The following is a 26,084-nucleotide window of genomic DNA, read 5'->3' on the forward strand; positions in this document are numbered from 1 at the left end:
CCGCCCCATGTTCCCCTTGGACGCGCTCACCTGGGGTGGGCAGTCCGGGGGGCGGGCCCATGGAAGGCACCATGCGCGTGATGGCGCTGCACGCGCCGGGACAGCCGCTGCGCGAGGAGCGCTGGCCCATCCCCCATCCGGGGCCGCAGGAGGTGCTGTTGCGCGTGAGGGCCTGCGCGGTGTGTCGCACGGACCTGCACCTGGTGGACGGTGAGCTGCCCCGCCCCAAGCTGCCGGTGGTTCCCGGCCACGAAATCGTGGCGAGCGTGGTGGAGGTGGGCTCCGAGGTGCTGGGGCTGGAGCCGGGCACGCGCGTGGGGGTCCCCTGGCTCGGCTGGACGTGTGGCCAGTGCCGCTTCTGCGTCTCCGGGCGCGAGAACCTCTGCGACTTCGCCCGCTTCACCGGCTACCAGATGGATGGCGGCTACGCGGAGTACACGCTGGCGCATCACGCGTTCTGCTTCCCGCTGCCGCCAGGGCTCGATGACGTGCACGCGGCGCCGCTGATGTGCGCGGGGCTCATCGGCTATCGGAGCCTGCGGATGGCGGGCGCGGGCGCGCGGCTGGGGATGTATGGCTTTGGCGCCGCGGCGCACCTGCTCATCCAGGTGGCGCGTCACCAGGGGCGGCGGGTGTTCGCCTTCACGCGTCCGGGTGACGAGGCGGGGCAGGCCTTCGCCCGGGAGCTGGGGGCCGAGTGGGCGGGAGGCTCGGAGGTCATTCCCCCCGAGCCGCTGGACGCGGCCATCCTCTTCGCGCCCTCGGGGAGCCTGGTGCCGGCCGCGCTGCGCGCCGTGGACAAGGGCGGCGTGGTGGTGTGCGGCGGCATCCACATGAGCGACATCCCCACGTTCCCCTATGCGTGGCTCTGGGAGGAGCGCGTGGTGCGCTCGGTGGCCAACCTGACGCGGGCGGACGCGGTGGAGTTCCTGTCGCTGGCCCCCCGCGTGCCGGTGCACACGCGGGTGCAGGTGTTCCCCCTGGCGGCGGCGAACGAGGCGCTCCTCGCGCTGCGCGAGGGACGGGTCCACGGCGCGGCCGTGCTGGAGGTTCGCGGGTAGGTGGGGCCATCCGCCCCGCAGGCTCTGCGCGCTGTCCCATTCCTCCGCAAAGCCTGCGGCCCGTGCCGCGCGAACCCCTGACATTCCGCGGGGTTGGTGCTGGCAGGGGGGATGCAATGAGAAGGGGTGCAACCCGAGCCCCGCACGAGCGGGGACAGCACCCGAGGTCGACGATGAAGCGAGCGTTGCAGATCACCTACCGGGGCATGGCGACGAGCGAGGCACTGAACGAGCACATCCGCGACCACGCGGAGAAGCTGGAGCAGTTCTTCGACGGCATCGTCGGATGCCATGTGGTGGTGGATGAGCCGCATCGACACAAGCACCAGGGAAACCACTTCCGGGTGCGTGTGGACCTGCATGTGCCCGGCAAGGACCTGGTCGCCGCCAGGGACCCCGACGAGCATGCCGCGCACGAGGACCCGTACCAGGCCGTGACGGACGCGTTCGAGGCCGTGCGCCGACAGCTCCAGCACTACACCGGAGCGCTGCACGCGCATCACCGCCACGGTTGAGCGCGGTGTGGGTCGGAGAGGGTCCGCGTGAGGGGCCCTCTCCGGGGGCTCATGCCGCCGCGCGCACCATGCCCAGCACCACCACGAAGTGCAGGGCCGCGGCGACGAGCGTCAGCGCGTGGAACACCTCGTGGTAGCCGAAGACGCCAGGCAGGGGGTTGGGGCGCTTGAGGGCATACGCGAGCGCGCCCAGCGTGTACGCCAGGCCGCCGGCGAGGATGAGCAGCGTGGCGCCGAGCCCCACCGCGCGGAAGACGTCGCCGAAGTACGGCATCATCGTCCACCCGACGCCGACGGCCAGCGCCGCCGTCACCCACTTGGGCGCGTTCACCCAGAACATCGACTGGAGGATGCCCAGGAGCGCGCCCGCGTAGAGCCACGGCATCAGGCGGTTGCCCACCTCGGGCGGCAGGCCCAGCAGCATCACCGGCGTGTACGTGCCCGCGATGAGCAGGAAGATGGCGGCGTGGTCCGCCCGGCGCATCCAGGTGCGCCCGCGCGGCGACCAGTTCACCCGGTGGTACGTCGCGCTGATGGTGAACAGGGAGACCAGGCTCACCACGTACGCGCCCGCGGCCACGGCCGTGCGCCACGTGGGCGCCATGGCCACCAGGACGATTCCCGCGCCCACCGCGAACGTCGCCGCCCACTGGTGCAGCACGCCGCGCAGCTTCGGCTTCTCCCCGGCGAGCACCGCCGCGGTCATGGCGCCACCCCGCCGGAAGCGATACCCATCCAGACGGAAGCATCCATGACGACGGCCCTCTTGGTTCGTCCCTACCGCATGGTAGGTTCCGGTCGGGTAGGTTACTGGTGAGTAGGTTCGAGGTCAACGTGAAGAAGAAGCAACGGCTCACGGGCGCCGAGCGCCGGGTCCAGCTGATGGAGATTGGCCGGGAGGTCTTCGCGGCGAAGGGCTACGAGCCCACCTCCATCGAGGAGGTCGCGCAGCGGGCGGGCGTGTCCAAGCCCATCGTCTACGAGCACTTCGGCGCGAAGGAGGGGCTCTACGCGGCCATCATGGAGCGGGAGATGGACGACCTGGTGGCGCGCGTGTCGTCGAGCATCACGGACGGCTCGCCGCGCCGGCGCTTCGAGGGCGCGGTGCTCGCGTTCATGGCCTACGTGAAGGACGAGCCCGCGGGCTTCGCGGTGTTGACGCGGGATTCACCCCTGGCGACGGCGCGGCGCGGCCTGACGCGCGTCATCGACGACCTGGCCCACCGCGTGGGGGATGTGTTCCGCAGCGAGTTCGAGCGCGCCGGGTATCCATCGAAGGTCGCGCCCATCTACGCCAACGCGCTCGTCGGGATGGTGACGCAGGTGGGGCACTGGTGGGCCGCCGAGGGGAAGTCGTTCTCCACCGAGAGCGTGGCCCGTCACGTGGCGGCGCTCGGCTGGATGGGGCTGCGGCACCTGCCCAAGGCCCCGTCGCTGCCCGCGCGCGAGCAGGGCGTGGACGGCAAGCCCGCGAAGGCGAAGTCCGCGCGAAGTGCTCCGCGCGCGAAGTCCCCGGGGCGTTGAGGAGCGGGCGCCTCCGGGGCGAGACGGCGCGACGCCTCGCCCGCGAGTCGCCAGGGAGATGGCTGGCAACGCGAGATCGCCTCCTCCATCGCTTGGGATGGAGCGCGCGAGGTCGCCTGCCCGACGCGCCCGTTCGACGATGTGGCGCGGACAGCGCGAACTCGACCCTTCCATCGCTTGGGACGGAGCGCGCGAGGTCGCCTGCCCGACGCGCGTTCGACGCCGCGGCGCTGGCCCGCATGGCGCGCGCTCGGAGCGCCGAGGCGCCGGAGCCGTGTGCGGGACGTCCGCCGGATGACGCCTGTCGCCTCCCCCGCGCGGGTGTGGGTGCTCGCCATCTAGCGCTCGTGTGCAGGGTGCCAGTGAGTGGCGAACAGTCCTGCGCATCCGCGGACGCGCGCGTGGACCGCTCGTTATCCTCGACGTCTGCCCGCCATGAATGCTCCGCGGCTCCAGGTCCTGGTGGTGGATGACGAGGCGCCCGTCCTCGCCACCACCGCCGCCGTGCTCTCCGAGGACTTCGACGTCCAGACCGCGCGCGACGCGTTCGCCGCGCGCCGGCTGCTCGCGCGTCATCCGTTCGACGTCCTCTGCACGGACCTCCACATGCCCGGGCCCAGCGGCATCCAGCTGTTGCGCCAGTCGGTCATCCGGGACCCCTTCCTCGCCGGGGTGCTCGTGACGGGCTCGCGCGAGTACCTCGACTGGCGAGACAGGCTGGACACGCAGGGCCTCTTCTATCTGGTGCTCAAGCCCTATCAGCCCTCGGACCTCATCGGGATGATCCGCCGCGCCGCCGAGTCCGCCCGCCTCAAGCGGGAGATGAGCCAGCTCTCGCTCGGCCTGGCCGAACACAAGTGGGGGCCTCGATGAGCCCTCCCTCCGGTTCTCCGGGGGGAAGCTCACGACGAAGCCCCCTCGACACACGGCGCTCGCAGCCGGACCTCGCGCCCTCGTGCCGACATCCCCTCACCCCGGGCCGTTCCCCACGAGTCCTCCACCACCCTGGCGCACGACGCACGGCGCCGTGTGTTCCCAGGGCCGCTGCTTCCAGGGGAGCGAGCAGGCACGCGGGTTTGCAGTCATCACTTCCGGACATTCCTTGGCCTATGATGCGAACGGTCTACGGCCCCGTACCGGAGGAACCGCCCGCGGCCCGGGCCACGAACACCCCATGAAGCCCACGGAGGATGTCAGCGGCCCCACGGTGGCTCTGAAGGAACGCGCCGTCCTGCTGTTCCACGAGCACCTGGGCGCCGTGCGCCGTCGCACGGACCGGCTGTTCGCGGGGTTGATGCTCGCGCAGTGGGCCGTGGGGGTCCTGGTGGCCCTCTTCGTGTCGCCCTATGGCTGGTCCGGCGAGGACCGCGCGCTGCATGCACACGTGTACGCGGTGCTCTTCCTGGGCGCGGCGCTCACCGTGTTCCCCATCGCGCTGGCGCACTGGCGGCCCGGGGCCACCTCCACCCGGCACGGCGTGGCGCTGGCGCAGGTGCTGTGGTCCTCGCTGCTCATCCACCTGACGGGTGGGCGCATCGAGACACACTTCCACATCTTCGTGTCGCTCGCCTTCCTCTCGCTGTACCGCGACCCGTGGGTGCTGCTCACGGCGACGTGCGCCACCGTGGCGGACCACGTCATCCGGGGGCTGCTCTGGCCGGAGTCGGTGTACGGCCTGCCCAATCCGGAGTGGTGGCGCTTCCTGGAGCACGCGCTGTGGGTGGGCTGCCTGGACCTGGTGCTGCTGCACGCGGGGAGGGTGATGCGGCGGGAGATGCGCGAGGTGGCGGTGCGGCGCGCGGAGCTGGAGCTGGCGCGCGAGCGCGAGGAGGAGAAGTCCGCCGAGCTGGACCGCGCGCTGCGCGAGCTCAGCGGCTTCCAGGAGCACCTCATCCGCGTGGAGAAGCTGGCCGCCGTGGGTCAACTCGCCGCCAGCGTGGGTCACGAGCTCCGCAATCCCCTGGCCGCCGTGCGCAACGCGCACGCCTACCTCTCCCGACGGTTGAGCCGGGATGCGATTGGGGCCGCGGATGACCCACGCGTGCCCCAGTTCCTGGGCGTCATGGAGCGCGAGCTGGGGGCGTGCGCGAAGATCATCTCCGACCTGCTCGACTTCGCGCGCGAGCGTCCCCCCGCGCTGCAGCCGTGTCCTTTACGACCTCTGGTGGACGAGGCCATCGGCGTGGTTCCCTCCCGGGAGGGTGTTCGCATCGTGAACGATGTCCCGGAGTCATTGCCCGTGCCCAGCCTGGACAAGGAACAATTCCGTCAGGTGCTGGTGAATCTGGTGCAGAACGCGGTGGAGGCCATGCCTCAGGGAAGGACGGGACAGGTTTCAGTGCTGGCGGAAGGTGGAGACGCGGGGCCCTGGGCCATTCGCGTGGTAGATGACGGGACGGGCATCCCACCGGATGTGCTGCCCAAGATTTTCGAACCGCTGTTCACAACCAAGACGCGCGGCACCGGCTTGGGGCTGGCCATTGTGGCCAACATGGTGCAACGTCACGGAGGCACAATCTCTGTGCGAAGCGAAGCCGGCCGGGGTAGTGAATTCCATATTCATCTCCCGGCAACCGCGGCGGCGCAGGCCGCATGATGGAGGACGTGGCTTTGGGCCCCGCTCGCATCCTTTTGGTCGACGACGAGGAGGGGCTGCGCATCACGCTCGCGGCGAACCTGGAGTTGGAGGGCCACACCGTTCTGGAGGCCTCCAACGGCGAGGAAGCGCTGCGCCTGCTGGGTGAACACCCGGTGGACGTGGTGCTCAGCGACATGCGCATGCCGGGCTTGCACGGGGTGGACCTGCTCCGCCGCATCAAACAGGCGCGACCGGACATGCCCGTGGTGTTGATGACGGCCTTCACGGCGGAGGAGCTGGTGGAGGACGCGCTCGCGGAGGGCGCGTTCACCGTGTTGCCCAAGCCCTTCGACGTGGCGCACGCGCTGGACACCATCCTGCGCGCGGCGCGGGCGCCGCAGGTGTTGGTGGTGGACGACACGGAGCCGGTGGCGCGCGCCATGGTGCGCGCGCTGAGCACGGTGGGGCTGCGCGCGCGGGCCGTGTACAGCGGCGAGGAAGCGCTGACGTGGCTGCGCTCGGGCGACTTCGACGTGTGCGTGCTGGATCTGGTGATGCCGGAGATGAGCGGGCCGGAGCTGGTGGCCAAGGTGAAGGCGGCGGACCTGTCGGTGGCGGTCATCGCCATGTCGGGCCACGTGGTGCCGGAGCTGCTCCGGAAGGTGGCGGCGCAGGGGGCGGTGGTGTGCATGACCAAGCCCGTGCCGCTGCGGGAGCTGGTGCAAGCGATTGCCCGGGTGAGGGGTCAGCCGAGGGCGCAGGGGCCCGCGGGGACCCAGGGCGCGAGGAATTGACGGATGGGCGCGCGCGCAGACCTCCAGGCTCGGGAGCGGGCCGCGGTGGCGGACGTCGTGGCCTCCACGTTGCGGCATGACCTGCGCAACAAGCTGGCCAGCGTCCGCAATGCCTCATTCTATCTGATGCGGAAGATGCAGAAGACGGACGCCTGGGGCGCGGATGCCCGGGTGGAGGCCTTCTTCCAGCTCATCGACAAGGAGCTGGCGGCCGCGGAGGAGGTGCTCACGCGCCGCGCGCCGGTGTCGAGCAGCGACCGGCCGCTGTGTCACGCCAGCGAGGCCGCCGAGCGCGGGCTCGCGGAGGCGCGGGTGCCCGAGCACGTGCGGGTGGTGCGCGAGCTCAAGGCGCGCGACACGGTGCCGCTGGACGTGGAGGACCTGGCGCTGCTGGTGCGCTGTCTGGTGGACAACGCCGTGGAGGCGATGCCGCGCGGCGGAATGCTCACGCTGCGGACCTGGGACGTTGAGGAGGGTGAGGGCGGCGTGGGGATTCGCGTGGAGGACTCGGGAGAGGGGCTGACGGCGGAGGCGTATTCGCGTGCCTTCGAACCTTTCTATTCCACGCGCCCGGGACACGCGGGGCTGGGGTTGAACATCGTGCAGCGGTTGGTGCTGCGCCAGGGTGGGAAGGTGACGCTGGATGGGGGGCCCTCCGGGGGGACCCACGTCGAGGTCATCTTTCCCCATCGCCCGGAGGCGCGCGGCCGGACGCGGCTGGGGCAGGACGAGATACGGGGGAGCAAGTGATGGAGACGAGTTGGACCTTCGGGCGATGCCTGCTGCTGGTGGAAGATGACCCGTCCAACCGGATGACGCTCGCGGCGCTGCTGGAGGAGGCGGGGTTCGCGGTCGTCACGGCGGGCTCCTATTCGGAAGCGGAGCGGTGGCTCAACCAGCCGCGGCCCATCGACGCGGTGCTGCTGGACCAGAGCCTGGGGGACGGCTTCGGGACGGGGCTGATTCCGCTGGTGCGTCACCACATGCCGGGCGCGAAGGTGGTGTTCGTCACCGGAGCGGACAGTCCCATCGACATGCCGGTGGACGCGGTGTTCCGCAAGGGCGACCACTTCGACAACCTGCTGGCCTTCCTCTTCAAGCTGTTGCCGCAGCGGCCGCTGGGGATGTCGTCGTCCTCGGGCCCGCGTCGTCCGTAGTCAGCGTGGCGCTGGCGCCGTGTCCTGGGGCGCGGCGATGTTGTGCGCGAGGACGACCCACCAGTGGCCGTCGCGCCGCTGGCACACGTCGGTGAAGTGCCCCACGTCCGTCACCTCGGTGCCATCGGGCAGCCGCACGCGAGCGCGCTGCGTGCCCATCAGCACGCCGGTATCTCCGAAGACGTGAGCGCTCACCGACTCGGTCTCCACCGCGAGGATGGTGCCGGGGATGGACGCGACGTTGTCGAGGAACGTCGCCCGGTCGGTCTGCGTGTCGCCCATCCGGAAGACCAGGTCCTTCGCCATGAGGCCCTCCAGGGCCCGGGTGTCGCGCGCGTGGATGGCGCGGACGATGGACTGCTCGAGGGACAGCAGCGCCTGGACATCCTCGGTGGGCTTCTGGGGCGTCATGGGTGTGAGCTCCTGAGCGGGACGTGGGTGGGGGTTGTACCCATTCCCTCGTGCGCGCGTCGAAGTGCTCCGCGGTGTGACGGGGTGCGAGCGGCTCGCTGGCGTGGGATGTCGGTGTGCAGGCGTGGCACGTCGCCGTGTTCGTGCGCGAGCGGTGATACAGCGGACAGCGAGCGCGTGCCCGGGCGGTGAAGCGTCATGCGTCGGACAGACGCGCTGGCGTGCGCCGGACCCATCCCTACGTTGCGAGCCCTGGCGCGAGACGGGTCGCGCGGTCGAGGGGAGGGGTGTGTGGGCGAGCTTCTGACTGGAGGCGAGGAACGGTTCCGCGCGCGGGACCTGGGGGCTCCGGAGACGGAGGGCCTGGGGTCCGAGGATGCGAACGACGCGCTGAACGTGATGGAGGCGCTGGAGGGAGACCTCGACGCGTACCTGGACCGCGCGCTCACGGTGGGCGAGGGCGAGGTGGTGGATTCGCCGTCGTCGCGTGAGGTGACGGAGGGCATGCGCGCGCTGCTGGAGCTGGCCGAGGAGGAGACGCGGTGGCTGGCGGACCTGCCCGCGCCCTCGTGCTCCGATGAGGAGTCGGACGTGGTGGCCACGCCCGAGTCGGTGCCCGTGGTGATTCCCGAGTGGATGCGCGCGAACCCCCAGGTGCCTGTCGCGGACCCCGTGCGGATGGCGTGGTCGTACTCGAAGGAGGCGCCGCGGGTCGTGCGCGCGGCGGGTACTTCGGAGGCTCCGCTCAATCTGCAGGAGCGACCGTGGGGGATTCCCCTGGTGCCGCCCTCCGCGCTGGAGGGGAGTGACGCCGAGGGCGCGCGCACTGACTGGGATGGCGCCATCGCGCCGGGGATGTCGAACCCGTGGAGCATGACGAACGGGGGCGCGGCGCAGGGGCGCGGCGCGCAGGCGTCGCGTCGGAGCCGTGATGTGGTCTCGGGCGTCCTGCTCGGTGTCGCGGGCGTGGGCGTCGTCGCGGCGGGGATGCTCGTGGTCGCGAGCGTTCGCATCTGGGAGCAGGGCTCGAGCGCGTCGGTTCCGTACGAGCGCGCGGGCGCGATGGGGAGCGTCGCTGGCGCGTCCGTGAACACGGCGGGTTCACCGATGCACGCGTCGGGTGCATACGCCGGGGGCGCCTCGGGTACGTCCGTGAACGTGGAGGGCTCGCAGGTGGGGAGCCTCACGGGTGTCTCGACGCAGGCCTCGGGCTCGTACGTCGGCGGCGCTGCGGGTGTGTCACCGAACGCGGCGGGTTCGCAGGTGGGGAGCCTCCCAAGTGTCTCGACGCAGGCCTCGGGCTCGTACGTCGGAGGCCCTGCGGGTACGTCACCGAGCGTGGCGGGTGCGCAGGTGGGAGTCCTCGCGGGCGCATCGATGCTCGCTTCGGGTTCGTATGTCGGGAGCGCTGCGGGTGTGTCACCGAACGCGGCGGGTTCGCAGGTGGGGGAGGTGATCCCCGGTGTGTCCACCTGGACGGGCATCGGCTCGACGGGCCCCATCGGTGTCCTGCGTCCCGTGCCCTCGGAGGCGTGGTCCCTCGGCGGTGTCCCGGGCGTCTCCGCCGGTGCTGCCCTGCCGGGTCTCGCGAGCGTCGGCACGCCGGGCGCGAGCGTGGGCACGAACGCGCGTCCCACGTCGAGCACGGGCCCCAGCCACGCGGACCTCATGGCCCACCGTGACACGCAGGCGGTGAAGAACGGCGAGCGTCGCTCCCGCGTGGAGCCACCCGCGCCCCTGCCCACCGCGAAGCCCGCGGCCCCTGCGGTCGCCGCCGTGGCGACCGCCGCCGTGCAGGAGATGACCTTCGACGAGCCCGACACCGGCAACGACGCCGCTAGCGCGCCCGCCGACACCGGGGATGACTCGGACGCCGCCAACGAGCCGGAGTCCGAGCTGGATGAGGAGTTCGCGCGCGAGCTGGGCTTCACGGAAGAGGCCGACGCCCAGGCCGAGGAGGACACCGCGCCGACCCGCACGGTGTACGTGCCTCCGGCGCTCGAGGCGAAGCAGCACCTGACGCCGGAGGACGTGAAGCAGGTGGTGCTGGCGAATCAGCCCGCCATCACCGCGTGTCTGCGCCAGCACGCGGCAGACACCTCGGCCGAGAAGAGCGGCCGCTTCGTGATGCGCTGGTCCGTGCAGCCCGGCGGCGAGACGACGAACGTCGCCATGGACACGCAGGCCCTGCGCGCCACGCCGCTCGCCGGCTGCATCGAGGGCGTGGTGCGCACCTGGAAGTTCCCCGTGCACGCGGTCCGCATGCAGGAGCCCATCCGCTTCCCGTTCGTCTTCTAGTCCGCGCGTCGACGAGGGGGCGGGGCCGTGCTTCAGGCCTCGCCTGTCTCGTGTCCGAAGACCTCGCCGGGGTTCGGCGCGGCGGGGCCCTCCGGCGCCTTCTTGACCAGCGGCGTGCGCCACCGGCCGGAGAAGTAGTAGGCCATGCTCACGGCCAGCGACACCGCGAAGCTCAGCGCCATCGCCAGCCACACGCCCGTCACGCTGTTCATCCGGTGCGACAGCCAGTACGCCACCGGCACGCGCACCACCCAGAGGCTCACCAGCGAGAACACCGTCGTCACGAACGTGCGCCCCGCGCCGTTGATGATGCCGTTGCTCACGAAGATGAGCGCGAACAGCACGTAGGTCGTCCCGACGATGTGCAGGTAGGAGACGCCCGGCGCGATGACCGCCGGGTCCGAGATGAAGATGCGCAAGAGCGCTTCCGGGAACGACACCGCCACCAGCGAGATGAGCAGGGTGATGCCGCCGCTGAACAGGCAGCCCCACTTGAAGATCTCCTGCACGCGGTCATACCGCCCCGCGCCCAGGTTCTGTCCCGCCAGCGTGGACACGGCCATGCCGAACGTCATCGCCGGCATGAACGCAATCTGGTCGATGCGCGACGCCGCGCCGAAGGCCGCCGTGGCCACCTCGCCGAAGCTGTTGACGATGCCCGTCACGAACACCATGCCGATGGACACCAGCGACTGCTGCACCGCCGCCGGCACGCCGATGCGCAGCGTCTTCAACGTGGTGGGGCCCAGGTGGCCCAGCCGGGGCATGCGCGGCGCGACGGGCACGTCCTTCTTGCGCAGGTAGATGATGAGCGCGGTGAGCGCGAGCAGCTGCGAGACGACCGTGGCCCACGCCGTGCCGTTCAGCCCCAGCTTGGGCAATCCCATCCAACCGAAAATCAGAATGGGGTCCAGCACCGTGGTCAGCAGCAGCGAGGCCGCCTGGAAGTACAGCGGCGTCTTCGAGTCCCCCACGCCCTGCAGCAGGCTGCGCGTCAGGAACAGGCCGAAGCCCAGCGGCATGGAGAGCAGGAAGATGCGCAGGTAGCTGACCGACTCCGCGTGGATCTCCGGCGGCGTGGCCATCAACGTGAGGATGGTCGGCGCCAGCCACTCGCCCAGCAGCGTGAGCACCAGGCCCAGCGCGTAGATGAGCAGCGTGGAGCTGTCCACCACGCGGCGCAGCTCGTCCATCCTCCTGGCGCCGTAGCTCTGCGACACCAGGATGCTCGTCGCCATGGTGAGGCCCATGCCGATGGAGAACAGGACGAAGACGACGGGGAAGCTCACCGTCACCGCCGCCAGCGCCTCGGTGCCCAGGAAGCGGCCCACCCAGATGGCGTTGACGAAGCTGTAGGCCGTCTGCAGGAAGCTCCCCACCAGCATGGGGATCGAGAAGGCGACGATGTGACGGGGGATGCTGCCGGTGGTCAGGTCGCGACCGAATGACGGTTTCATGAGCCGAAGCTCTCGTTCAGGGGGTCCATCGAAAGTCCCTCAGGAGCGGCCCTCACCCGAGCATGGGCCATGAAAGGAACTCGCCAGGAGCCTGAGCGGGCCACGCGATTCCAGCGGAGGGTGACGTCGTCTTTCCGGGTCCGGGCGTCCCTCGACACCCATGAGGCAGCTTACGGAGCCCCCCTGTCGTCGCAAGGTCTTTCGTGGGCGCGCCAGGGAGCCTGTCAGGCGAGCATGTGTGCGGCGCGCGGCGCGTGTTGGCCTTAATGTTTCGAAATGTCGCGCAAGCCCCCCCCACCCGAGGCCCCGCCCGGCGCTCCCGCGACGGAGCTGCACGTCTGTCACAACTGCATGGTGCGCCTGGACTCGAGCCTGGGTGGCGTGGATCTGCCGCGCCGCATCCGCGAGGCCGTGGCCGCGCGAGGCCTGGGACCGACGACGCGCGTGTTCTCCTCGGGATGTCTGGGCGAGTGCCCGCTCGGCCTCGTCACCGTGCTGGTGCTGCCTCCCAACGGCACGGGCTCGAGCCTCCAGCTCATCGACGCGGCGAAGGACGGCGAGGACCTGGCCGAGCGCCTCGCGAACCCACCGCCGCCAGCTGGGCGGCCTTGAGCAGCGCCTCCACCATGGGCACGCAGCTCGCCTCGCCCTTGCCCGCAATCGCGTAGGCGGTGCCGTGGTCCGGCGACGTGCGCGGCACCGGCAGCCCCAGCGTCACGTTGACGGTGCGCTCGAAGTCCAGCGCCTTGGCCGGGATGAGCCCTTGGTCGTGGTACATGGCCAGCACCGCGTCGTACCTGCCGGCGATGTCATCCGGCCTGGCGAACAGGCCGTCGGCGGGGAGGGGCCCGTGCGCGTCCACCTTCGCCGCGCGCGCCCTGCGGATGGCGGGGCCGATGACCTCCACCTCCTCGCGTCCCAGCAGGCCACCCTCGCCCGCGTGTGGATTGAGCCCCAGCACGGCGATGCGAGGCTTGCGGCCCACCACCGGCTCCAGGCTGCGTGACAGGAGCTTGAGCTGCGCGACGAGCTTCTCCACCGTGAGCAGCGAGGACAGCGAGGACAGCGGCACGTGGTTGGTGGCCAGCGCGATGCGCACGCGCGGCCCGTCCATCATCATGAGCACGTCCGCGCCGAACGCCTCCGCGAGCACCTCCGTGTGGCCCATGAAGGGAATGCCCGCGCGCGAAATCTGCTCCTTGGACACCGGCGCGGTGCACAGCGCGTCCACGTGTCCCTCGCGCATCGCCTCGATGGCGCGGGTGATGAACGCGAACTGCGCGCGGCCGCCGACGCGCGAGGGCTTGCCCGGCACGCGCTCCGCCTCGTTCAGCCGCGTCACCTCCACCACGGTGGGGGACTCGACGCGGCCCAGCGCGGCGAGCTCCACGCGGGCATAGCGGCGGAAGAGGGGGAAGCGCTCCAGCGTGGGCCCGTCCCCGAAGACGACGGGGATGAGCGCGCGACGCACGGCGGGGCGGGCCAGGGCACCGGCCGTCACCTCCGGCCCGATGCCCGACACATCACCCAGGGAGATTCCGACGAGGGGGAGGCTCACGCACCCGAGCATCCCCCGCCGGACCTCCGTCCGGCTACATCTTCACTTCGACGTTCGCCTTCTGCCGCAGCTCCTGCACGTACTGGTCGAGGAACTTGTCCGTCTTCTCCTGGAGCAGCTTGTTCTCCAGCTTCGGACGCATCTCGTCGTACGAGGTGGCGGCCACCGAGCGGCGCTCCTCCACCTTCAGGATGTGCCAGCCGAAGTTGGTGCGCACCGGCTCGCTGACCTCTCCCTCCTTCAGGTTGAAGGCGACCTTCTCGAACGCGGCCACCATCACGCCGCGCTTGAACCAGCCCAGGTCTCCGCCGTCCTGCGCGCTGGGGCCCTCGCTGCGCGCGCGCGCCAGGGAGGCGAAGTCCATGCCCTCGCGGCGGGCCTCCTGGGCGATGCCCTCGGCCTTCTTGCGCGCGGCGGCCACCTGCTCCTCGGTGGCCTTCGGGTCCACCTGCACCAGGATGTGGCGCGCGTGGACCTCCGAGTCCTCGCTCTCCACGCGGGCGTACTGGTTGTAGGCCGCCTTCAGGTCCTCCTCGGTGACCTTCACCTTGGGGCCCACCTTCATGCGCAGCAGGCGGTCGCGGAGGATGCGCTTGCGCAGCATCTCCCGGTAGGCCTTCATCGTCAGGCCCTCGGCGGCGAGCACCTGCTCGAACTGCGACGGGTCCGTGATGTTGTTCTGCCGGCGCACGTCGTTGACCAGCTCGTCCACCTCGCCCTCGGTCGCGGAGATGCCCATCTCCGTGATTTCGGACTCCATCAGCTTCTCGCCGATGAGCGTGTCGAGCGCCGTCTTCATCAGCTGCGCGCGCATCTCCGCGCGCTTGCGTGGATCCGGGTCGTTCAGGCGCGACACCTCCGGCGCCGCGCGCTGCTGCACTTCCGACAGCGCGATGACGTCGCGGTTCACCACCGCGGCCACCTTGTCCACCAGCTCCGCGCGCGCCGACGTGGCGCCCCCCAGGAGCGCCGCCGCAGCGACGAATGCCACCAGCTTCTTCATTCCGTGCATCCTTCCGCACCACCCAGGCGCCGTCCAACCTTCCGACGACCCCCTGCATTTCCCGTCACTTCGCCGCCTGCGGGACCACCGCGGGCACTCCGCGGATGGCCTGCAGCGTGGCCTCGTTCACCTGGACCTGCGCCTTGTCCCGCAGGTCCTTCTCGAAGGCTTCCTGGGCCTCGGTGCGCTTGTGCTCCAGGAGCTTGGCCTCCACCCACTGCCGGGCCTCGGCGAAGTCCCGCTTGCGGGCGGGCTTTCGCTCCAGCACCTTGAACAGGTGGTAGCCGTACTCGGTGGACACCACGTCCGAAACCTGACCGACTCCCAGCTTGAATACCACCTCGTCGAAGGCCGGCGGCATCTGTCCTCGGGGGAAGAAGCCCAGGTCGCCTCCCACCTTGGCGTCCGCGCTCAGCGAGTACCTGCGCGCCAGGTCCGCGAACTTCTTGCCCGACTTCAGCTGCGCCTGCACCCGGCGGGCCTCGTCCAGGCCCTTCACCACGATTTGCGCCGCGTGCACCTGCTCGCTCTCGTTCAGCTCCGCCTCGTGCGCGGAGTAGTACGCGCGCAGCTCCTCCTCCGTCACCGCGACGCGCGAGTACACGTGGCTGGCGAAGAGCTTCTCAATCGTGAGCCGGCTCGCCTCGCGGGCGCGCAGCTCCGCCATGGACAGCTGGCCCTGGGCCAGCACCTCGTTGAAGTTGCCGGCCGGGTAGTCGCCCGACAGCCTCAACACGCCCCGGTCCACCTCTTCGGGCGTGACGGTGAGGTTGTTCTTCCGGGCCGCCTGCAAGAGCAGCATCCGGTGGATGTACGTGTCCAGCAGCGTGCGCTTGAAGGGCTCGATCTCCTCCGGCGTGCGCTGGGACACGTCCGTGGACGCCAGCTCCCGGGCCAGCTCCTGCTCGAAGTCCGTGCGCGACAGCACCTCGCCATTCACGGTGGCGACCACCGTGTCTTCCGGCGCGGACTTGACCGGGGTGTTGCAGGCCGGGCCCAGCGCCAGGGCGAGCACCAGGGACAGAAGGGGGGCGCGGGTGGGAGAAAAGCGCATGCGCGAGGTCCTGGGGGAAGGGTGGGGGCGACTCCCAAAGGTGGGGATGGCCCCCCGAGCTGGCAAGCGAGCCCTCATGGGCTGTGCGCCCTGTCGGACGCCCCGTCGTCGCGCCGCCCGCCGTCCCGGGCGCGCTCGGCCGGCACGTGTCCACCAGGGGCGGCGGCCAGCGGGGCGGGGCGTGGGAGGCGGGGGAACAGACTCATGGGGGAGAGGCTCAGCGGGGTAGCACGCGGCCGAGGAGGGGACAACCCGGGCCCAGGCCCTCACGTCGGCCGGCTCACGGCCGGGTGGCGTGCGCGGAGAGGAACGCCTCCACCAGGGGGAAGATTTCATCCGGGGCGCGCCGGCCCAGCACCAGGTCCGCATGCCCGTAGTCCGCGCCGAAGCCGTGCCCCCGCCCGGCGACGAGGAACTTCACCGGGCCGCCCAGGGCCTCCTTCGCCCGCGCCACCGACATGGGCGGGGCGAGCAGGTCCTTGCTCCCCGCAAGCAGCAGGAAGGGGATGCGCACGTTCGACAAAGCCTCGCGGTAGTCGAAGCCGCCGTCGTAGGTGGTGAAGCGGTTGGTCGAAATCCACCGGGCGAACTGGCGCCCCACGCCGCCGGAGATGTTCGCGGGCACGTTGGCCAGAGCGCGCCGCACCACGTCCGGCTCCATGTTCTCCGCCAGCATCATGTACCGGCTCAGCGGGCCCGGCGGCGCGCCGAGCAGCGCGATGCTGGTGACGCGGCCGGTGGGGATGACCTTCAGCCGCAGGAGCGGCTCCACCTTCTGGATGAAGGTGCGCAGCCCCGGCTGCACCGCGAAGGTGAAGGGGCTGCCGAGGATGGCCGCCGCGCGCACCGGCGCTTGCGGATTTCGCGCCAGGTGGGCGTAGAGCATCAGCCCGCCCTTGGAATGCCCCACCCAGAGTACTTCCTTGGAACCGGTGGAGACCACGGTGCGCAGCGCGGTGCGCACGTCGTGCTCGGCCTGATCATCGAACGTGAAGTCCGAGCAGTCGCCCGCCAGCCCCCGGCCGCGCAGCTCCATCACCCACGTCTCGAACCCCGAGCGGGCCAGGTAGCGGGCCAGGCTGTACTGCTCGTCGAAGTCCAGGTGGAAGCGGTTGGCGCCCAGCCCGTGGCAGAGGATGACGGGCTCGGCGTGCCGGCGCTCCCCTCGGGCGTGGTAGCGCCCCAACGAGATGGCCGCGCCGTCGTCCGTGGGCACCCGATAAAGCTCGTCCGGGCGGAACGTCAGCGTCAGCAGCCCCTCTTTTCCGCGCGTCATCGTCCGCGAGAAGAGGTCCGCCATCCGCCCCAGCCGCGCCGCCTGTCTACGTGTCACACCCCTACTCTACGCCGGTCCAGGGCTCGTTGCCGTGTCCAATCCTGGGCAGTCACCCCTGTCGGCAGGGGGGTTGCAAGGAGATGTAGGCATATCCGTTCGGAGGAAACTGGATGCGGCAAAACCGGGCAATCAAGGAAGCATTGTCATCCTTCATCGCCACCGTTTTTCCCACAGACACCCTCCTGCGTGCCCTGAGGGTGATGGAGCGGCACCAGGTACAGCTGTTGGGCGTGGTGGGGGAGGGGGGCGGGCTGATGGGGTTGGTGAGCGAGCAGCACATCCTGGCGGCGTGGCGGGGAGATCCGCTGGCCCCGGTGTCGGCGGTCATGGCGAGGGTGGGCGAGCCTCCTCCGGAGCGGCAGCGCTTCCGGCTGAGGTTGCCGAAGCTGACCCTGCGGCGTGGGGGCAAGGGGCGCCTGCCCACCTGACGTCCGGGGGCGCGCCGGGCGCGGCGTGGCGCTACAGTGGCGCCCCCCGTGCCGGACGACGCCCCCCGCTGGACTGTCTACATGCTGCGCTGCCGTGATGGCTCGCTCTACACCGGCGCCACCAACAACCTGGAGCGCCGGGTGGCCACCCATGGTCGGGGGCGGGGCGCGGCCTACACGCGGGCGCGGCTGCCGGTGACGCTCGTCTGGAGCGAGGCGGCCGAGGACCGGAGCGCGGCCCTGCGGCGGGAGGCCGCCATCAAGCGCCTGTCCCGGGGCGACAAGCTGCTGATGGTGGAGGCGGCCCGTCCACCCGCAAGGCGCCGCCCGCGCTGAAGGCGGCGGCTCGACGTCATACCTCGGAGCGGGGATGTCTGTTGCTCGGTGAGCCTTTCTCCGCGCATGTGTTTTCATCCCGGAATCCGGGTCTTTTCCGTTCCGGATGCCGATACACGAAACCCGGCCCACGCGTTACCGTGCAGTCATTCCTCACAGCAGGGGTCGGTCATGCTTCGGTCTCGTTCGGGAGTCTTCCTCGCGTTGGTCATCTCCGCCCTGGGTACCGGTTGCGGGATGGTGGTGAACCACTCCCCCGAGGTCACCGCCGGGCCCATCCCCAGCCCGAAGACGGTGGCGCCGGGCGAGGTGGTGCAGATGCTGTTCGAGGTGAAGGACCCGGACGGGGACGGCATGGAGTACTACTGGACGCAGTCGCCCGCGGAGCCCGCGGGCCGGTTCAGTGACCCTCACGCGCGCGCCCCCACGTGGACGGCGCCGGACGTGGATGGGCCCAAGCACTTCCTGCTGCAGGTCAACGTGGTGGACAACGAGGGCGGCGGCTTGCTCGGCACGGCGCCGTCGGTGCTGGTGCGGGTGCCGTAGTGCTTCAGGGGGCCGTCTGGGGGGCGGCCGGGGGCGGAGCGCCCGTGTCCCGGGCCTTGCGGTTGGCGCGCATGACGAAGAGCACGCCCAGCACCAGGAAGATGAAGGCGCCCACGCCGGCGCCGATGGTCTGGTAGTGGATGAGGTCCGTGGTGACGTTGCGAATCACCTCGGGCAGGTTGCACATCGTCTGGCTGGCCAGCGGCGTCTCGTTGTACCAGCCCAGGTAGTTGGGGCCCACCCAGGACGCCACGAGGACGCCCAGCAGCGTTCCCAGCAGGACGAAGTTGAGCAGCGTCTTGGCGGCGTTCATGGGCAAGCACCTCGGAAGGAGGACGGCGGGCCGTGCTTAGTATGTGCACGGCGCGCGGGCCAGGGGGGAACGTGTTAAGGGAGGGGCGTGCCGCTGCTCCCGCTCGCCCTCCTGTTCAGTCTCGTCGCGCTGGTGTGCGCCGCCTTCCTCCTCGTCCACGCCTTCCGTCGCAGCGTGGGCACGGGGGTGATGGTGCTGCTCATCCCCTGCTACGTGTTCTTCTACGCGTTCAGCCAGTTCGAGCACCGCCACAAGGGCTTCATCGTCGCCGGCTTCGTGTCGTGTGCGGCGCTGGCGGCGGTGTTCCTGGGGCTGGGCGCGCATGCGCTCGCGCCGCCGCCCATCCGCTTCCCTCCGCCGGGCTTCTGACGCTCCGCCGTGGCGCGCTGCGGCCTTCATCCGGAAGAGCCCGCGGTCGCCACCTGCGCGCGCTGCGGCACCTTCCTGTGTGCCGAGTGCGTGGAGCTGGTCCCGGAGGGCTCCGTGTGCGAGCCGTGCCGGGCGCGGCTGCGCATGGACGGGCCCGCGTCGCGCGTGGCCTGGGGTGCGCTGGGGTTGGGCGTGGCGGGGCTTGTGCTCCTGCCGTGCTCGCTGGGGATTCCCCTTCCGACGCTGGTGGCGGGCGCGGGCGCCATGGTGCTGGGGCTGCGTGAGACCGGGCGCATCCGCAGGGCCGAAAGCCCCGTCCGGGGGAAGTGGCCCGCGCGCGTCGGCTGGGTGCTGGGGGGGCTGACGCTCCTGCTGGTGCTCGTCTGGGTGGCGATGTTCCTGTTCCTCGCCATCGACAGGTGAGGCCCGTCGTCAGACGCCGCGCTCGTTCGGGTCCCACATGTACTTGTGCATCTGGAGCTGGAAGCGGACGGAGAGCCGGTCCTCGATGGTCCACTCCGCCAGCTCGCGCGGGTGCAGCTTGCCGAACACGGTGGAGAACAGCAGCGAGAAGGGCTTCTCGGTGAGGCGGTGCTCGGCGATGAGCGCCTTGGACCACTCGTAGTCCTCGCGCGAGCCGATGACGAACTTCACCTCGTCGTTGGCGTTCATCGACGTGAAGTTGCGCAAGTCGTTGCGCGCGCACTCGCCCGAGGACGGCGTCTTCATGTCGACGATCTTGTGCACCGCCGGCGGGACCAGGCGCACGTCGATGGCGCCGCTGGTCTCCAGCAGCACGATGAGCCCCGCGTCGAGCATCGACTGCATCAGCGGATACACGCCGGGCTGCAAGAGCGGCTCGCCGCCCGTCACCTCCACGCGCGGCGTGCGCAGGGCCTTCACCTGCTCCACCACGTCCGCGTTCTTCATGCGCGTGCCGCCGTGGAAGGCGAACTCGCTGTCGCAGTACGTGCAGCGCAGGTGGCAGCCGGTGAGGCGGACGAAGGCGCACAGCAGGCCCGCGTGCGAGGACTCGCCCTGGAGGGAGAGGTAGATCTCCTTCACCACCACGGAGTCGGCGGTGGGGACCAGACGGGGCTCGATGTGCGGGCGCGCGGCGGGCATGGCTTCTTCGTGAGACGGGAGGGAGCGGCGCTTCAACCCCAGTCAGCCCACGAGGTCAAGCCGCTCCCCCAATCCCGAGCCAACGCCCCGGCCGCGCCACCGGATTCCCCGCCCGGCCCCAGGGCTCCAGGGGGCGGGAACCCCGAGCAATCTGGAGGACTTGCGGCTGTCCGGACGCCCGGGTGCGCCCAGGCCTTCAGGTGCCGGCGGTGCCCTGACGGGGCGGAGCGGCCTCGGGCTCCGCGGTGGGGGCGGCGGCCGGGCGGTGGTGATGCACGGGGCAGCCCTTGGGGAAGGTGCCCAGCTTCTCGACGTCGAAGCCCTGGGGGTAGGTGCGCAGGTTGGAGCCCTCGCGCCCGAACAGCGGCGTCTCGCGAGGCGACAGCGCGTAGCGCACGAACCGGCCGCGCAGCCACAGCGCGGAGCGGAACACCTTCCGGCTGAGCGAGGACGGGCGCGGGTAGTGGAAGGCGTCCAGCAGCGCATCCTCCATGAGCGTGCGCGCGAACAGCGTGACGAGCGGCTTGGGCGCGAGGTTCGACGGAGGGAAGGTGGTGAGCAGCTCCAGCGTGGCGTCGGCGACGGCGCGGCTGCGCGAGTCGAAGGCGAAGTGCTTCGCCTCGTAGTCGTCCAGGAGGGTGACGAAGTCCTCGTACGTCCCGGGGATGTCCTGGATGCCCATGTGGCGACCCATGGCGCGGTAGTAGTGCGTCCACGCCGTCACCTCGTGGGGCGTCAGCGCCCTCCAGCCGAACTCCGCGAGCCAGCGCACGGGCGTGACGACGAAGGTGGACAGCACGTAGCGCATGTCATCGTTGGAGATGTCATAGGCGCCGTGCATCTGGTTCATCCGGCGCAGGGCCGTGCGCCCCGCGGTGCTGGCCATTCCGTGCTCGAGGATGGCGTCGAGGATGAGCACGGTGTCGTCGTAGCGCTTCTGGGGGCGCGCGGTGAACTCGCCGGTGTCGTGCAGCAGCACGCCGATGCTCGGCACCGCGTAGGTGCGGAACAGCGCGAAGCTGAGCGCCTGGGTGATGTCCCAGGGGAACTCCTGGGTGGCGAGGATGCGGACGATGTCCTCGTACTGCGTCACCGCGTCCAGGCGGTCGGTTCGGTCGCGCAGCGCGAAGCGCTTCATCCGGGTCCCTCCTGCGAGAGCTGGCGGGCACTGTACCGAATGCCCGTGGCGCCCGCTTGTTGGCACTCGCGGGCTCACCGCCCGGTGGGAGGGCGGGCCTTCACGCGCTCGACGAAGGCGTCGATGAGGTGTCGGGCGATGCTCAGGCGCGGCGGGACGCGGGGCAGGTTGTCCGGGTGGAACCAGTGGGCCTCGGCGATCTCCTTGCCGTCGACCTGGATGTCGCCGCCCGCGTACTCGGCGGTGAAGCCCACCATCAGCGAGCGCCCGAAGGGCCAGGGCTGCGAGCCGAAGTAGCGGATGTTCTTCACCTCGATGCCGACCTCCTCCTTCACCTCGCGCGCGACGCACTCCTCCAGCGACTCACCGGCGTCCACGAAGCCCGCGAGCGTGCTGAACATGGGCTCCGGCAGGGTGGAGTTGCGCGCGAGCAGCATCGTGTCGCCCCGGGTGACGAGGACAATCATCGCGGGGGAGATGCGCGGATAGAACGGAGTGTTGTCCACCGGGCACCTGCGGGCGCGCTCCCCGGAGACGAGCTGCGTGGGCTGGCCGCAGCGTCCGCAGAAGCGGTGCTGCACGTCCCACTCGGAGATGGCGAGCGCGCGCCCCGCGATGGCGAAGCGCACCTCGTCCAGCCGCTTGTAGAGCGCCCGGGCGGGCACCAGCGTGGTGCCCTCGGGCGGCGTGAAGTCCCGGGGAAGCGGCGCGGTGTAGCAGTCCACGCCGTCCAGCGTACCCAGGTAGTGCGCCGCCGGGACGACGTCGGGGAACGCCGCGCCGGTGGGCAGGACGATGGCGCCATCGCGCTCGGAGATGAGCAGCTCCATGCCGCGCGCGAGGAAGAGCAGCGCGTTGTCGCGAGGACGCGCGGGCGGCTCGTGGCTGGGGAGGAAGATGGGGGTGGGGCTCACGGGGGGCAGCTTAATGGGCCGGGCCCACGCACGCAGGACTCGTTCCGGGGGCCCCGGGTGGCTTCACGGGTTCGTGGCGCGGGGGCTGGGACGTCACGTCAGCCCTCCCTCGCGTGGGGACGGGGGCTTTCAGGTGCCCTGCTCGATGAGCTCGACGCGGTAGCCGTCCGGGTCCTCGACGAAGGCGATGACGGTGGTGCCGTGCTTCATCGGCCCCGGCTCGCGGACGACCTTGCCGCCGGCCTCGCGGATGGCGTCGCACGTCTTGCGGATGTCCTTCACGCCCAGGGCCACGTGGCCGTAGGCCGTGCCCAGCTCGTACTTCTCCACGCCCCAGTTGTGGGTGAGCTCCAGCGCGGGGTGCGTGTCCTCGGGGCCGAAGCCGACGAAGGCCAGGGTGAACTTCCCATCGGGGTAGTCACGGCGGCGCAGGAGCGTCATGCCGATGATCCGGGTGTAGAAGTCGAGCGACTTCTCCAGGTTCCCCACGCGCAACATGGTGTGCAGGATTCGCATGCCGCGCTTCATAACGCCCCGGGCGCCGCGCGTCTCGCGCGGGCTGTCGGCACTCGGACTATGGGTTCACGGAGGACTCGTTCGCCCGGACCTTCCGTGGAACGGTGAACGTCCCCACGGCCACCCGGCCATCGGACATCGGCCGTCCCGGCGCCTCGAGCAGGGGCACGCGCGACTGGTCGCCGCCCGCGTGCCACAGCCCCACCAGCACCGTCCACTCGCCCTGGGGCCAGCCGCGCGTGGACACGGAGAACGCGTCGCGCAGCAGCGTGTCCCTGGGTGCGTCGGTGAAGAACCAGGTGCCGCCCACCACGTCGTGGTCCGCGCCGAGTCGACGACCATCCGCCGCGACGATGTGCACGAAGATGCCCACCGAGCGCGGCACCGGCCCCGTCACGCGCCAGTTCAGCACCATGGACGCGATGCCCTCCGCGTCGGGCTCCTCGGGAATCTCCGCGGCCACCAGCTCCACGGGCACACCGAAGCGTGCGTTGATGGGCGTGGCCTTCGCGGGCAGCTGCGCCACCGTCAGCGGAGAGCCATCCTGGTTGCGCGGGTCCGGCTTCGCCACGGGCTCGCTCCAGGCGGTGGCCACGGCGCCCCACGCGACGAGGGGCACCAGGGCCACGCCCACCGTCGCGGGCCAGGACAGCCGCTGTCCCCGACGCTCGCGCCACAACAGGAAGCCGAGCCCCACCCACGCGAGCACGGACACCAGGGTGCCGCCGAGCCCCGAGCGGGGCAGGAAGCTCAGCACCAGCTGATGGCGACCCTCGGGCACGCGCACGCCGAGCAGGCCGTCGCGCGAGACGACCTCGCCCTGTGAGGACTTCCAGCCGGGGTGCCAGTTCTGGTTGACCAGGAGCACGGTGGGCCGCGTGGCCTCCACGTCCACGGTGACGCGGTTGGGCGTCCACTCCACGCGGCGCGCGGTGCCGGAGCCGGGCTCCTCCAGGTACTCCTCCTGGTTCAGGTCGCCGCGCAGCTTGGAGGACATGGGCACGGGCCACGCTTCACCGCAGGCGATGGAGCCTCGGTTGAGCGCGAGCAGGTGGCCTTGGGACCAGCGGTTGCCGCGCGCCTGCGCGAAGGGCTGCTCCTTCTCGACGGGCTGCGGAATCATCTGCGCCCAGTGAGAGAGGTTGTCGAAGGCGCGAAGCTGGAGCCCCCAGCTCGCCAGGGCCACCGCGCACGCGGCCGCCGCGGCCCAGGTCCACCGCGCGGGCGAGCGCCACGTGCGCGCCAGCAGGACGGCGAGGCCCAGCGCGGCCAACTCGGCGAGGAAGAAGCAGGTGGGGACGAGGAAGCGCTCGGGGTAGCGGAACGTCTCGAAGATGGGCAGCGTGCGCAGGCCCGCGAACAGCGACGGTGACGCCGCGTAGCCCGCGGCCATCCACGCGCAGAGGCTGGCGACGATGGCGGGATACAGCGCGCGACGCCACGCGAAGGCGAGGGCCGGCAGCGCGAGGGCGAGCGCGGCGGGGGCGAAGTAGAAGTTGCCGGTATCGCTGTAGCCGGAGCGTGCCGGCAGCTCGAGCAGCATCTTCACGAGGGGCGTGAGGTCGTTGCCCGGCGTGCCGGCCATGACGCGCGGCGAGGAGCGCATCGTCTCGAGGATGGGCCACAGGCGGAAGGCGCAGGCGGCCAGCGTGAAGCACGCGGTGGCGCCCAGGGACCACAGGGCCTGGAGGCGGCGGGGCGTGCCGCGAAGGGCGTAGAGCGAGCGGCCCGTCTCGAGGACGACGAAGAGGGCGCCCATGGGCACCGGGTAGGTGCCGCCGAAGGCGAGCAGCAGGGAGAAGACGGCGGCCACGAGCGCGGCGCCGGACAGTCTGCCCTCGACGGCGCGGCGGGTGCCGACGAGCAGCCACGGCAGCAGGAGGAAGCCCGCGAAGTTGAGCCAGCCGATGGACCAGGACAGCGCGGTGAAGCCCATCAACCCGAAGAGGGGCGCGGCGCCGAGCGCGCCTGCCGCGGAGCCCACGCGTCGTCGGGCGTAGTGGAAGAAGCCCTCCATGCCGAGCACGAGGAACATCCACAGCAGCACGGGCTCCGCGCGGCGCGGACCGATGAGCGAGGACACGAGCACCGTGGGCGCGAAGACGCGCGTCTGCGGACTGCCGAGCGCGTACTGGCCGCCGCAGGACCAGGGGTTCCACAGCGGGAGCTGTCCGTAGTTCGTCACGCTGCGGGTGCCCGCGTCCTCGTACGAGTCGAGCAGGTGCGAGTCGCGGAAGTCGTTCAGCCCGCCGGCGACGGACAGGGGCCGCCAGCACGCGATGAGCGCGATGACGCCGAAGAGGGCCAGGCGCACGCTGGTGAGCGAGGCGGCGCGGTGCACGGCGCGGAGCAATCCGTGGGACGAGGTCGTCATGCGCGAAGGGGCGCGCCGTGGAGCGCGAGAGCGGGAGAGGTGGCTCGCATCCGTCGAGGATGGAGTGAGGAAGCGGTGGGACGGAGCACTTCATCGGCTCCGGGCGGCGTCACGCGCGAGGTACTTCCGCGCATCGGCGAGTGAACATCGGCCGTCGCCGCCCATCCAGAATGCAGTGAGGAAGCGGTGGGGCAGAGCGCTTCATCGGCTCCGTACGACGTCACGTGTGAGGTGCTCCCGTGCATCGGCGAGAGCGCATCGGCCAGCGGCTCCCACCCAGAATTCAGTGAGGAAGCGGTGGGACGGAGCGCTTCATCGGCTCCGGGCGGCGTCACGCGCGAGGTACTTCCGCGCATCGGCGAGTGAACATCGGCCGTCGCCGCCCACCCAGAATGCAGTGAGGAAGCGGTAGGACGGAGCGCTTCATCGGCTCCACACGACGTCACGTGTGAGGTGCTCCCGCGCATCGGCGAGAGCGCATCGGCCAGCGGCTCCCACCAAGGAGCCAGTGAGGAGTCGGCGGGGCGATGCGCTCCGTCCGTCCCGGGCGACGCCTCGTGTGGGAGGCTCGCCCGTGGCATCGGGAGGTCAGCGACTGTCGCTGCCCACCGTGGTTGCAGTGAGCAACCGGCGAGGCCAAGCGCTCCGGTTGCCCCGGGCGACGTCACGCGCCGGAAGCCCCCTTGCGTCGGAGCGCACTCCTCATCCGCCCGCTCGCGAGCGCCGCCGTCGCGCGAGGCACGCGCGGACCACGCGAGGTGAGAGGTCTCGCCGCGCATCAGTCGTAGAACGGCCGTGGCTTGCACGGGCTCGCGGTGGCCTTGCGAGGCGCCGTCACGGGCGACGAGGCGCGCAGCTCCGTGTCGATGGCGTCGAACACGTCCGTGACGGGCACATCGCGCCGTCGCGCCTCGCTCATCACCCAGCCGCGCTCGGAGGCGCCGAAGTCGTCATCCTGGGACCAGTGGTCGCCGGGGAACGAGTGCATCGAGCGCCGCCGCCAGTGGGGCTCGGCCTCCGCGGCCATCCTGCCCAGCAGCTCGCGCTCCTCCGGGGACAGGCGCCGCGAGGGGGCCCTCACCTCCGAAGTCACCGCCCGCGCCACCACCACGCCGCCGCACAGCGCGAGCCCGAGCCATCCCGAGAGTGCCACGCGTCGCCAGTGCGCCTGCGTCTTCGTCATCGTCATGGAGCCCACCCGTCGTCGATGGGTTCCTACTCCAACTCCCACGGCCGCATCACCCGAATCCTCCGCCCGAGACCAGGCGGGCGGAGCGCC

Annotated in this window: 29 protein-coding genes; 15 read left to right on the plus strand and 14 right to left on the minus strand. The window is 70.9% G+C overall.

Features of this window, described 5'->3' with window-relative positions; genetic code table 11:
• Positions 1–59 precede the first annotated feature (59 nt).
• Together K8625_RS07390 and K8625_RS07395 are read left to right on the plus strand one after the other, a co-directional pair.
• Positions 60–1,061, plus strand: coding sequence for a zinc-dependent alcohol dehydrogenase family protein (locus K8625_RS07390; RefSeq protein WP_223782270.1), 1,002 nt, complete (start codon positions 60–62; stop codon positions 1,059–1,061).
• Positions 1,062–1,234: 173 nt separating this feature from the next.
• Complete coding sequence (locus tag K8625_RS07395) at positions 1,235–1,576, plus strand: HPF/RaiA family ribosome-associated protein (protein ID WP_046710649.1); 342 nt, start codon at positions 1,235–1,237, stop codon at positions 1,574–1,576.
• Between the two features lie 49 nt (positions 1,577–1,625).
• Here the strand turns inward: K8625_RS07395 and K8625_RS07400 are convergent, their stop codons facing one another.
• On the minus strand, positions 1,626–2,282 hold the full coding sequence (locus K8625_RS07400; RefSeq protein ID WP_223782271.1) for a hemolysin III family protein: 657 nt from the start codon (positions 2,280–2,282) through the stop codon (positions 1,626–1,628).
• 128 nt (positions 2,283–2,410) lie between these two features.
• Between K8625_RS07400 and K8625_RS07405 the strand changes: the two genes are divergently transcribed.
• The 6 genes from K8625_RS07405 to K8625_RS07435 all read left to right on the plus strand — a co-directional run bounded on the left by K8625_RS07405 (position 2,411) and on the right by K8625_RS07435 (position 7,629).
• The gene (locus K8625_RS07405; RefSeq protein WP_223782272.1) at positions 2,411–3,100 is read left to right on the plus strand and encodes a TetR/AcrR family transcriptional regulator; all 690 of its coding nucleotides are present in this window, start codon (positions 2,411–2,413) and stop codon (positions 3,098–3,100) included.
• A gap of 435 nt (positions 3,101–3,535) precedes the next feature.
• On the plus strand, positions 3,536–3,973 hold the full coding sequence (locus K8625_RS07410) for a response regulator (protein ID WP_141331305.1): 438 nt from the start codon (positions 3,536–3,538) through the stop codon (positions 3,971–3,973).
• A 301-nt stretch (positions 3,974–4,274) separates the two neighbouring features.
• The gene (locus K8625_RS07415; protein WP_141331303.1) at positions 4,275–5,696 is read left to right on the plus strand and encodes a sensor histidine kinase; all 1,422 of its coding nucleotides are present in this window, start codon (positions 4,275–4,277) and stop codon (positions 5,694–5,696) included.
• Complete coding sequence (locus K8625_RS07420) at positions 5,696–6,472, plus strand: response regulator (protein WP_267701146.1); 777 nt, start codon at positions 5,696–5,698, stop codon at positions 6,470–6,472. The genes K8625_RS07415 and K8625_RS07420 overlap by 1 nt, the downstream gene beginning before the upstream one ends.
• Positions 6,473–6,475: 3 nt before the next feature.
• Entirely contained in the window at positions 6,476–7,222 is a 747-nt protein-coding gene (locus tag K8625_RS07430) for an ATP-binding protein (RefSeq protein ID WP_223749784.1), read from the plus strand.
• Positions 7,222–7,629: a response regulator gene (locus K8625_RS07435; protein WP_046710657.1), complete on the plus strand. Its 408-nt coding sequence runs from the start codon at positions 7,222–7,224 to the stop codon at positions 7,627–7,629. The genes K8625_RS07430 and K8625_RS07435 overlap by 1 nt, the downstream gene beginning before the upstream one ends.
• Here the strand turns inward: K8625_RS07435 and K8625_RS07440 are convergent, their stop codons facing one another.
• A complete protein-coding gene (locus K8625_RS07440; protein ID WP_223782273.1) occupies positions 7,630–8,040 on the minus strand; it encodes a nuclear transport factor 2 family protein in 411 nt (136 codons plus the stop codon).
• Positions 8,041–8,331: 291 nt separating this feature from the next.
• Between K8625_RS07440 and K8625_RS44395 the strand changes: the two genes are divergently transcribed.
• On the plus strand, positions 8,332–10,338 hold the full coding sequence (locus K8625_RS44395; RefSeq protein WP_223782274.1) for an AgmX/PglI C-terminal domain-containing protein: 2,007 nt from the start codon (positions 8,332–8,334) through the stop codon (positions 10,336–10,338).
• A 32-nt stretch (positions 10,339–10,370) separates the two neighbouring features.
• Here the strand turns inward: K8625_RS44395 and K8625_RS07450 are convergent, their stop codons facing one another.
• On the minus strand, positions 10,371–11,795 hold the full coding sequence (locus K8625_RS07450) for an MATE family efflux transporter (RefSeq protein ID WP_223782275.1): 1,425 nt from the start codon (positions 11,793–11,795) through the stop codon (positions 10,371–10,373).
• 276 nt (positions 11,796–12,071) lie between these two features.
• On the opposite strand from K8625_RS07450, the gene K8625_RS07455 reads away from it, so the two are divergent.
• The gene (locus K8625_RS07455; RefSeq protein ID WP_223749787.1) at positions 12,072–12,407 is read left to right on the plus strand and encodes a (2Fe-2S) ferredoxin domain-containing protein; all 336 of its coding nucleotides are present in this window, start codon (positions 12,072–12,074) and stop codon (positions 12,405–12,407) included.
• On the opposite strand, the gene pdxA is transcribed toward K8625_RS07455, so the two are convergent.
• The 4 genes from pdxA to K8625_RS07475 all read right to left on the minus strand — a co-directional run bounded on the left by pdxA (position 12,331) and on the right by K8625_RS07475 (position 16,710).
• Positions 12,331–13,353: a 4-hydroxythreonine-4-phosphate dehydrogenase PdxA gene (gene pdxA / locus K8625_RS07460; protein ID WP_223782276.1), complete on the minus strand. Its 1,023-nt coding sequence runs from the start codon at positions 13,351–13,353 to the stop codon at positions 12,331–12,333. The genes K8625_RS07455 and pdxA overlap by 77 nt on opposite strands.
• Before the next feature lie 34 nt (positions 13,354–13,387).
• Positions 13,388–14,356, minus strand: a complete 969-nt coding sequence (locus K8625_RS07465; RefSeq protein ID WP_046710662.1) for a peptidylprolyl isomerase — start codon at positions 14,354–14,356, stop codon at positions 13,388–13,390.
• Between the two features lie 64 nt (positions 14,357–14,420).
• Positions 14,421–15,410 carry a peptidyl-prolyl cis-trans isomerase gene (locus K8625_RS07470; RefSeq protein ID WP_223782277.1) on the minus strand — a complete coding sequence of 330 codons (990 nt, stop codon included), beginning with the start codon at positions 15,408–15,410 and terminating at the stop codon, positions 14,421–14,423.
• Between the two features lie 280 nt (positions 15,411–15,690).
• Positions 15,691–16,710 carry an alpha/beta fold hydrolase gene (locus tag K8625_RS07475; RefSeq protein ID WP_223749885.1) on the minus strand — a complete coding sequence of 340 codons (1,020 nt, stop codon included), beginning with the start codon at positions 16,708–16,710 and terminating at the stop codon, positions 15,691–15,693.
• 236 nt (positions 16,711–16,946) lie between these two features.
• On the opposite strand from K8625_RS07475, the gene K8625_RS07480 reads away from it, so the two are divergent.
• The 3 genes from K8625_RS07480 (at position 16,947) to K8625_RS07490 (ending at position 18,056) form a co-directional block, all read left to right on the plus strand.
• Entirely contained in the window at positions 16,947–17,174 is a 228-nt protein-coding gene (locus K8625_RS07480; protein ID WP_370640400.1) for a hypothetical protein, read from the plus strand.
• Between the two features lie 81 nt (positions 17,175–17,255).
• On the plus strand, positions 17,256–17,510 hold the full coding sequence (locus K8625_RS07485) for a GIY-YIG nuclease family protein (RefSeq protein ID WP_141333092.1): 255 nt from the start codon (positions 17,256–17,258) through the stop codon (positions 17,508–17,510).
• Positions 17,511–17,681: 171 nt separating this feature from the next.
• Positions 17,682–18,056: a hypothetical protein gene (locus tag K8625_RS07490; RefSeq protein ID WP_141333091.1), complete on the plus strand. Its 375-nt coding sequence runs from the start codon at positions 17,682–17,684 to the stop codon at positions 18,054–18,056.
• 4 nt (positions 18,057–18,060) lie between these two features.
• On the opposite strand, the gene K8625_RS07495 is transcribed toward K8625_RS07490, so the two are convergent.
• Positions 18,061–18,369: a hypothetical protein gene (locus K8625_RS07495; RefSeq protein ID WP_223749791.1), complete on the minus strand. Its 309-nt coding sequence runs from the start codon at positions 18,367–18,369 to the stop codon at positions 18,061–18,063.
• A gap of 87 nt (positions 18,370–18,456) precedes the next feature.
• Between K8625_RS07495 and K8625_RS07500 the strand changes: the two genes are divergently transcribed.
• Positions 18,457–18,738: a hypothetical protein gene (locus tag K8625_RS07500; RefSeq protein WP_046710668.1), complete on the plus strand. Its 282-nt coding sequence runs from the start codon at positions 18,457–18,459 to the stop codon at positions 18,736–18,738.
• Positions 18,739–18,747: 9 nt separating this feature from the next.
• Positions 18,748–19,161 carry a B-box zinc finger protein gene (locus K8625_RS07505; RefSeq protein WP_223782278.1) on the plus strand — a complete coding sequence of 138 codons (414 nt, stop codon included), beginning with the start codon at positions 18,748–18,750 and terminating at the stop codon, positions 19,159–19,161.
• A gap of 9 nt (positions 19,162–19,170) precedes the next feature.
• Here the strand turns inward: K8625_RS07505 and K8625_RS07510 are convergent, their stop codons facing one another.
• The 6 genes from K8625_RS07510 to K8625_RS07535 all read right to left on the minus strand — a co-directional run bounded on the left by K8625_RS07510 (position 19,171) and on the right by K8625_RS07535 (position 25,994).
• Positions 19,171–19,863 carry a radical SAM protein gene (locus K8625_RS07510; RefSeq protein WP_046710670.1) on the minus strand — a complete coding sequence of 231 codons (693 nt, stop codon included), beginning with the start codon at positions 19,861–19,863 and terminating at the stop codon, positions 19,171–19,173.
• A 196-nt stretch (positions 19,864–20,059) separates the two neighbouring features.
• Positions 20,060–21,001 carry an oxygenase MpaB family protein gene (locus K8625_RS07515; RefSeq protein WP_223782279.1) on the minus strand — a complete coding sequence of 314 codons (942 nt, stop codon included), beginning with the start codon at positions 20,999–21,001 and terminating at the stop codon, positions 20,060–20,062.
• Between the two features lie 74 nt (positions 21,002–21,075).
• Entirely contained in the window at positions 21,076–21,915 is an 840-nt protein-coding gene (gene nudC, locus K8625_RS07520; RefSeq protein WP_223749794.1) for an NAD(+) diphosphatase, read from the minus strand.
• Positions 21,916–22,044: 129 nt separating this feature from the next.
• Entirely contained in the window at positions 22,045–22,431 is a 387-nt protein-coding gene (gene gloA, locus K8625_RS07525; RefSeq protein ID WP_223749795.1) for a lactoylglutathione lyase, read from the minus strand.
• Positions 22,432–22,489: 58 nt separating this feature from the next.
• Entirely contained in the window at positions 22,490–24,805 is a 2,316-nt protein-coding gene (locus K8625_RS07530) for a hypothetical protein (protein ID WP_223782280.1), read from the minus strand.
• Positions 24,806–25,583: 778 nt separating this feature from the next.
• Positions 25,584–25,994: a hypothetical protein gene (locus K8625_RS07535; RefSeq protein ID WP_223749797.1), complete on the minus strand. Its 411-nt coding sequence runs from the start codon at positions 25,992–25,994 to the stop codon at positions 25,584–25,586.
• Between the last annotated feature and the right edge of the window lie 90 nt (positions 25,995–26,084).

The organism is Myxococcus sp. AS-1-15, assembly GCF_020037055.1.
Classification (GTDB): domain Bacteria; phylum Myxococcota; class Myxococcia; order Myxococcales; family Myxococcaceae; genus Myxococcus; species Myxococcus fulvus.

Coding starts and splice junctions, on each gene's coding strand:
- K8625_RS07465 (WP_046710662.1), bottom strand. CDS start 14,356: ATGAAGAAGCTGGTGGCATTCGTCGCTGCGGCGGCGCTCCTGGGGGGC.
- K8625_RS07435 (WP_046710657.1), top strand. CDS start 7,222: ATGGAGACGAGTTGGACCTTCGGGCGATGCCTGCTGCTGGTGGAAGAT.
- K8625_RS07415 (WP_141331303.1), top strand. CDS start 4,275: ATGAAGCCCACGGAGGATGTCAGCGGCCCCACGGTGGCTCTGAAGGAA.
- K8625_RS07450 (WP_223782275.1), bottom strand. CDS start 11,795: ATGAAACCGTCATTCGGTCGCGACCTGACCACCGGCAGCATCCCCCGT.
- K8625_RS07400 (WP_223782271.1), bottom strand. CDS start 2,282: ATGACCGCGGCGGTGCTCGCCGGGGAGAAGCCGAAGCTGCGCGGCGTG.
- K8625_RS07510 (WP_046710670.1), bottom strand. CDS start 19,863: ATGCCCGCCGCGCGCCCGCACATCGAGCCCCGTCTGGTCCCCACCGCC.
- K8625_RS07475 (WP_223749885.1), bottom strand. CDS start 16,710: ATGGCGGACCTCTTCTCGCGGACGATGACGCGCGGAAAAGAGGGGCTG.
- K8625_RS07485 (WP_141333092.1), top strand. CDS start 17,256: ATGCTGCGCTGCCGTGATGGCTCGCTCTACACCGGCGCCACCAACAAC.
- K8625_RS07530 (WP_223782280.1), bottom strand. CDS start 24,805: ATGACGACCTCGTCCCACGGATTGCTCCGCGCCGTGCACCGCGCCGCC.
- K8625_RS07535 (WP_223749797.1), bottom strand. CDS start 25,994: ATGACGATGACGAAGACGCAGGCGCACTGGCGACGCGTGGCACTCTCG.
- K8625_RS07440 (WP_223782273.1), bottom strand. CDS start 8,040: ATGACGCCCCAGAAGCCCACCGAGGATGTCCAGGCGCTGCTGTCCCTC.
- K8625_RS07490 (WP_141333091.1), top strand. CDS start 17,682: ATGCTTCGGTCTCGTTCGGGAGTCTTCCTCGCGTTGGTCATCTCCGCC.
- K8625_RS07455 (WP_223749787.1), top strand. CDS start 12,072: ATGTCGCGCAAGCCCCCCCCACCCGAGGCCCCGCCCGGCGCTCCCGCG.
- K8625_RS07395 (WP_046710649.1), top strand. CDS start 1,235: ATGAAGCGAGCGTTGCAGATCACCTACCGGGGCATGGCGACGAGCGAG.
- K8625_RS07470 (WP_223782277.1), bottom strand. CDS start 15,410: ATGCGCTTTTCTCCCACCCGCGCCCCCCTTCTGTCCCTGGTGCTCGCC.
- K8625_RS07410 (WP_141331305.1), top strand. CDS start 3,536: ATGAATGCTCCGCGGCTCCAGGTCCTGGTGGTGGATGACGAGGCGCCC.
- K8625_RS07515 (WP_223782279.1), bottom strand. CDS start 21,001: ATGAAGCGCTTCGCGCTGCGCGACCGAACCGACCGCCTGGACGCGGTG.
- K8625_RS07495 (WP_223749791.1), bottom strand. CDS start 18,369: ATGAACGCCGCCAAGACGCTGCTCAACTTCGTCCTGCTGGGAACGCTG.
- gloA (WP_223749795.1), bottom strand. CDS start 22,431: ATGCGAATCCTGCACACCATGTTGCGCGTGGGGAACCTGGAGAAGTCG.
- K8625_RS07390 (WP_223782270.1), top strand. CDS start 60: ATGGAAGGCACCATGCGCGTGATGGCGCTGCACGCGCCGGGACAGCCG.
- K8625_RS07430 (WP_223749784.1), top strand. CDS start 6,476: ATGGGCGCGCGCGCAGACCTCCAGGCTCGGGAGCGGGCCGCGGTGGCG.
- K8625_RS07420 (WP_267701146.1), top strand. CDS start 5,696: ATGGAGGACGTGGCTTTGGGCCCCGCTCGCATCCTTTTGGTCGACGAC.
- K8625_RS07480 (WP_370640400.1), top strand. CDS start 16,947: ATGGAGCGGCACCAGGTACAGCTGTTGGGCGTGGTGGGGGAGGGGGGC.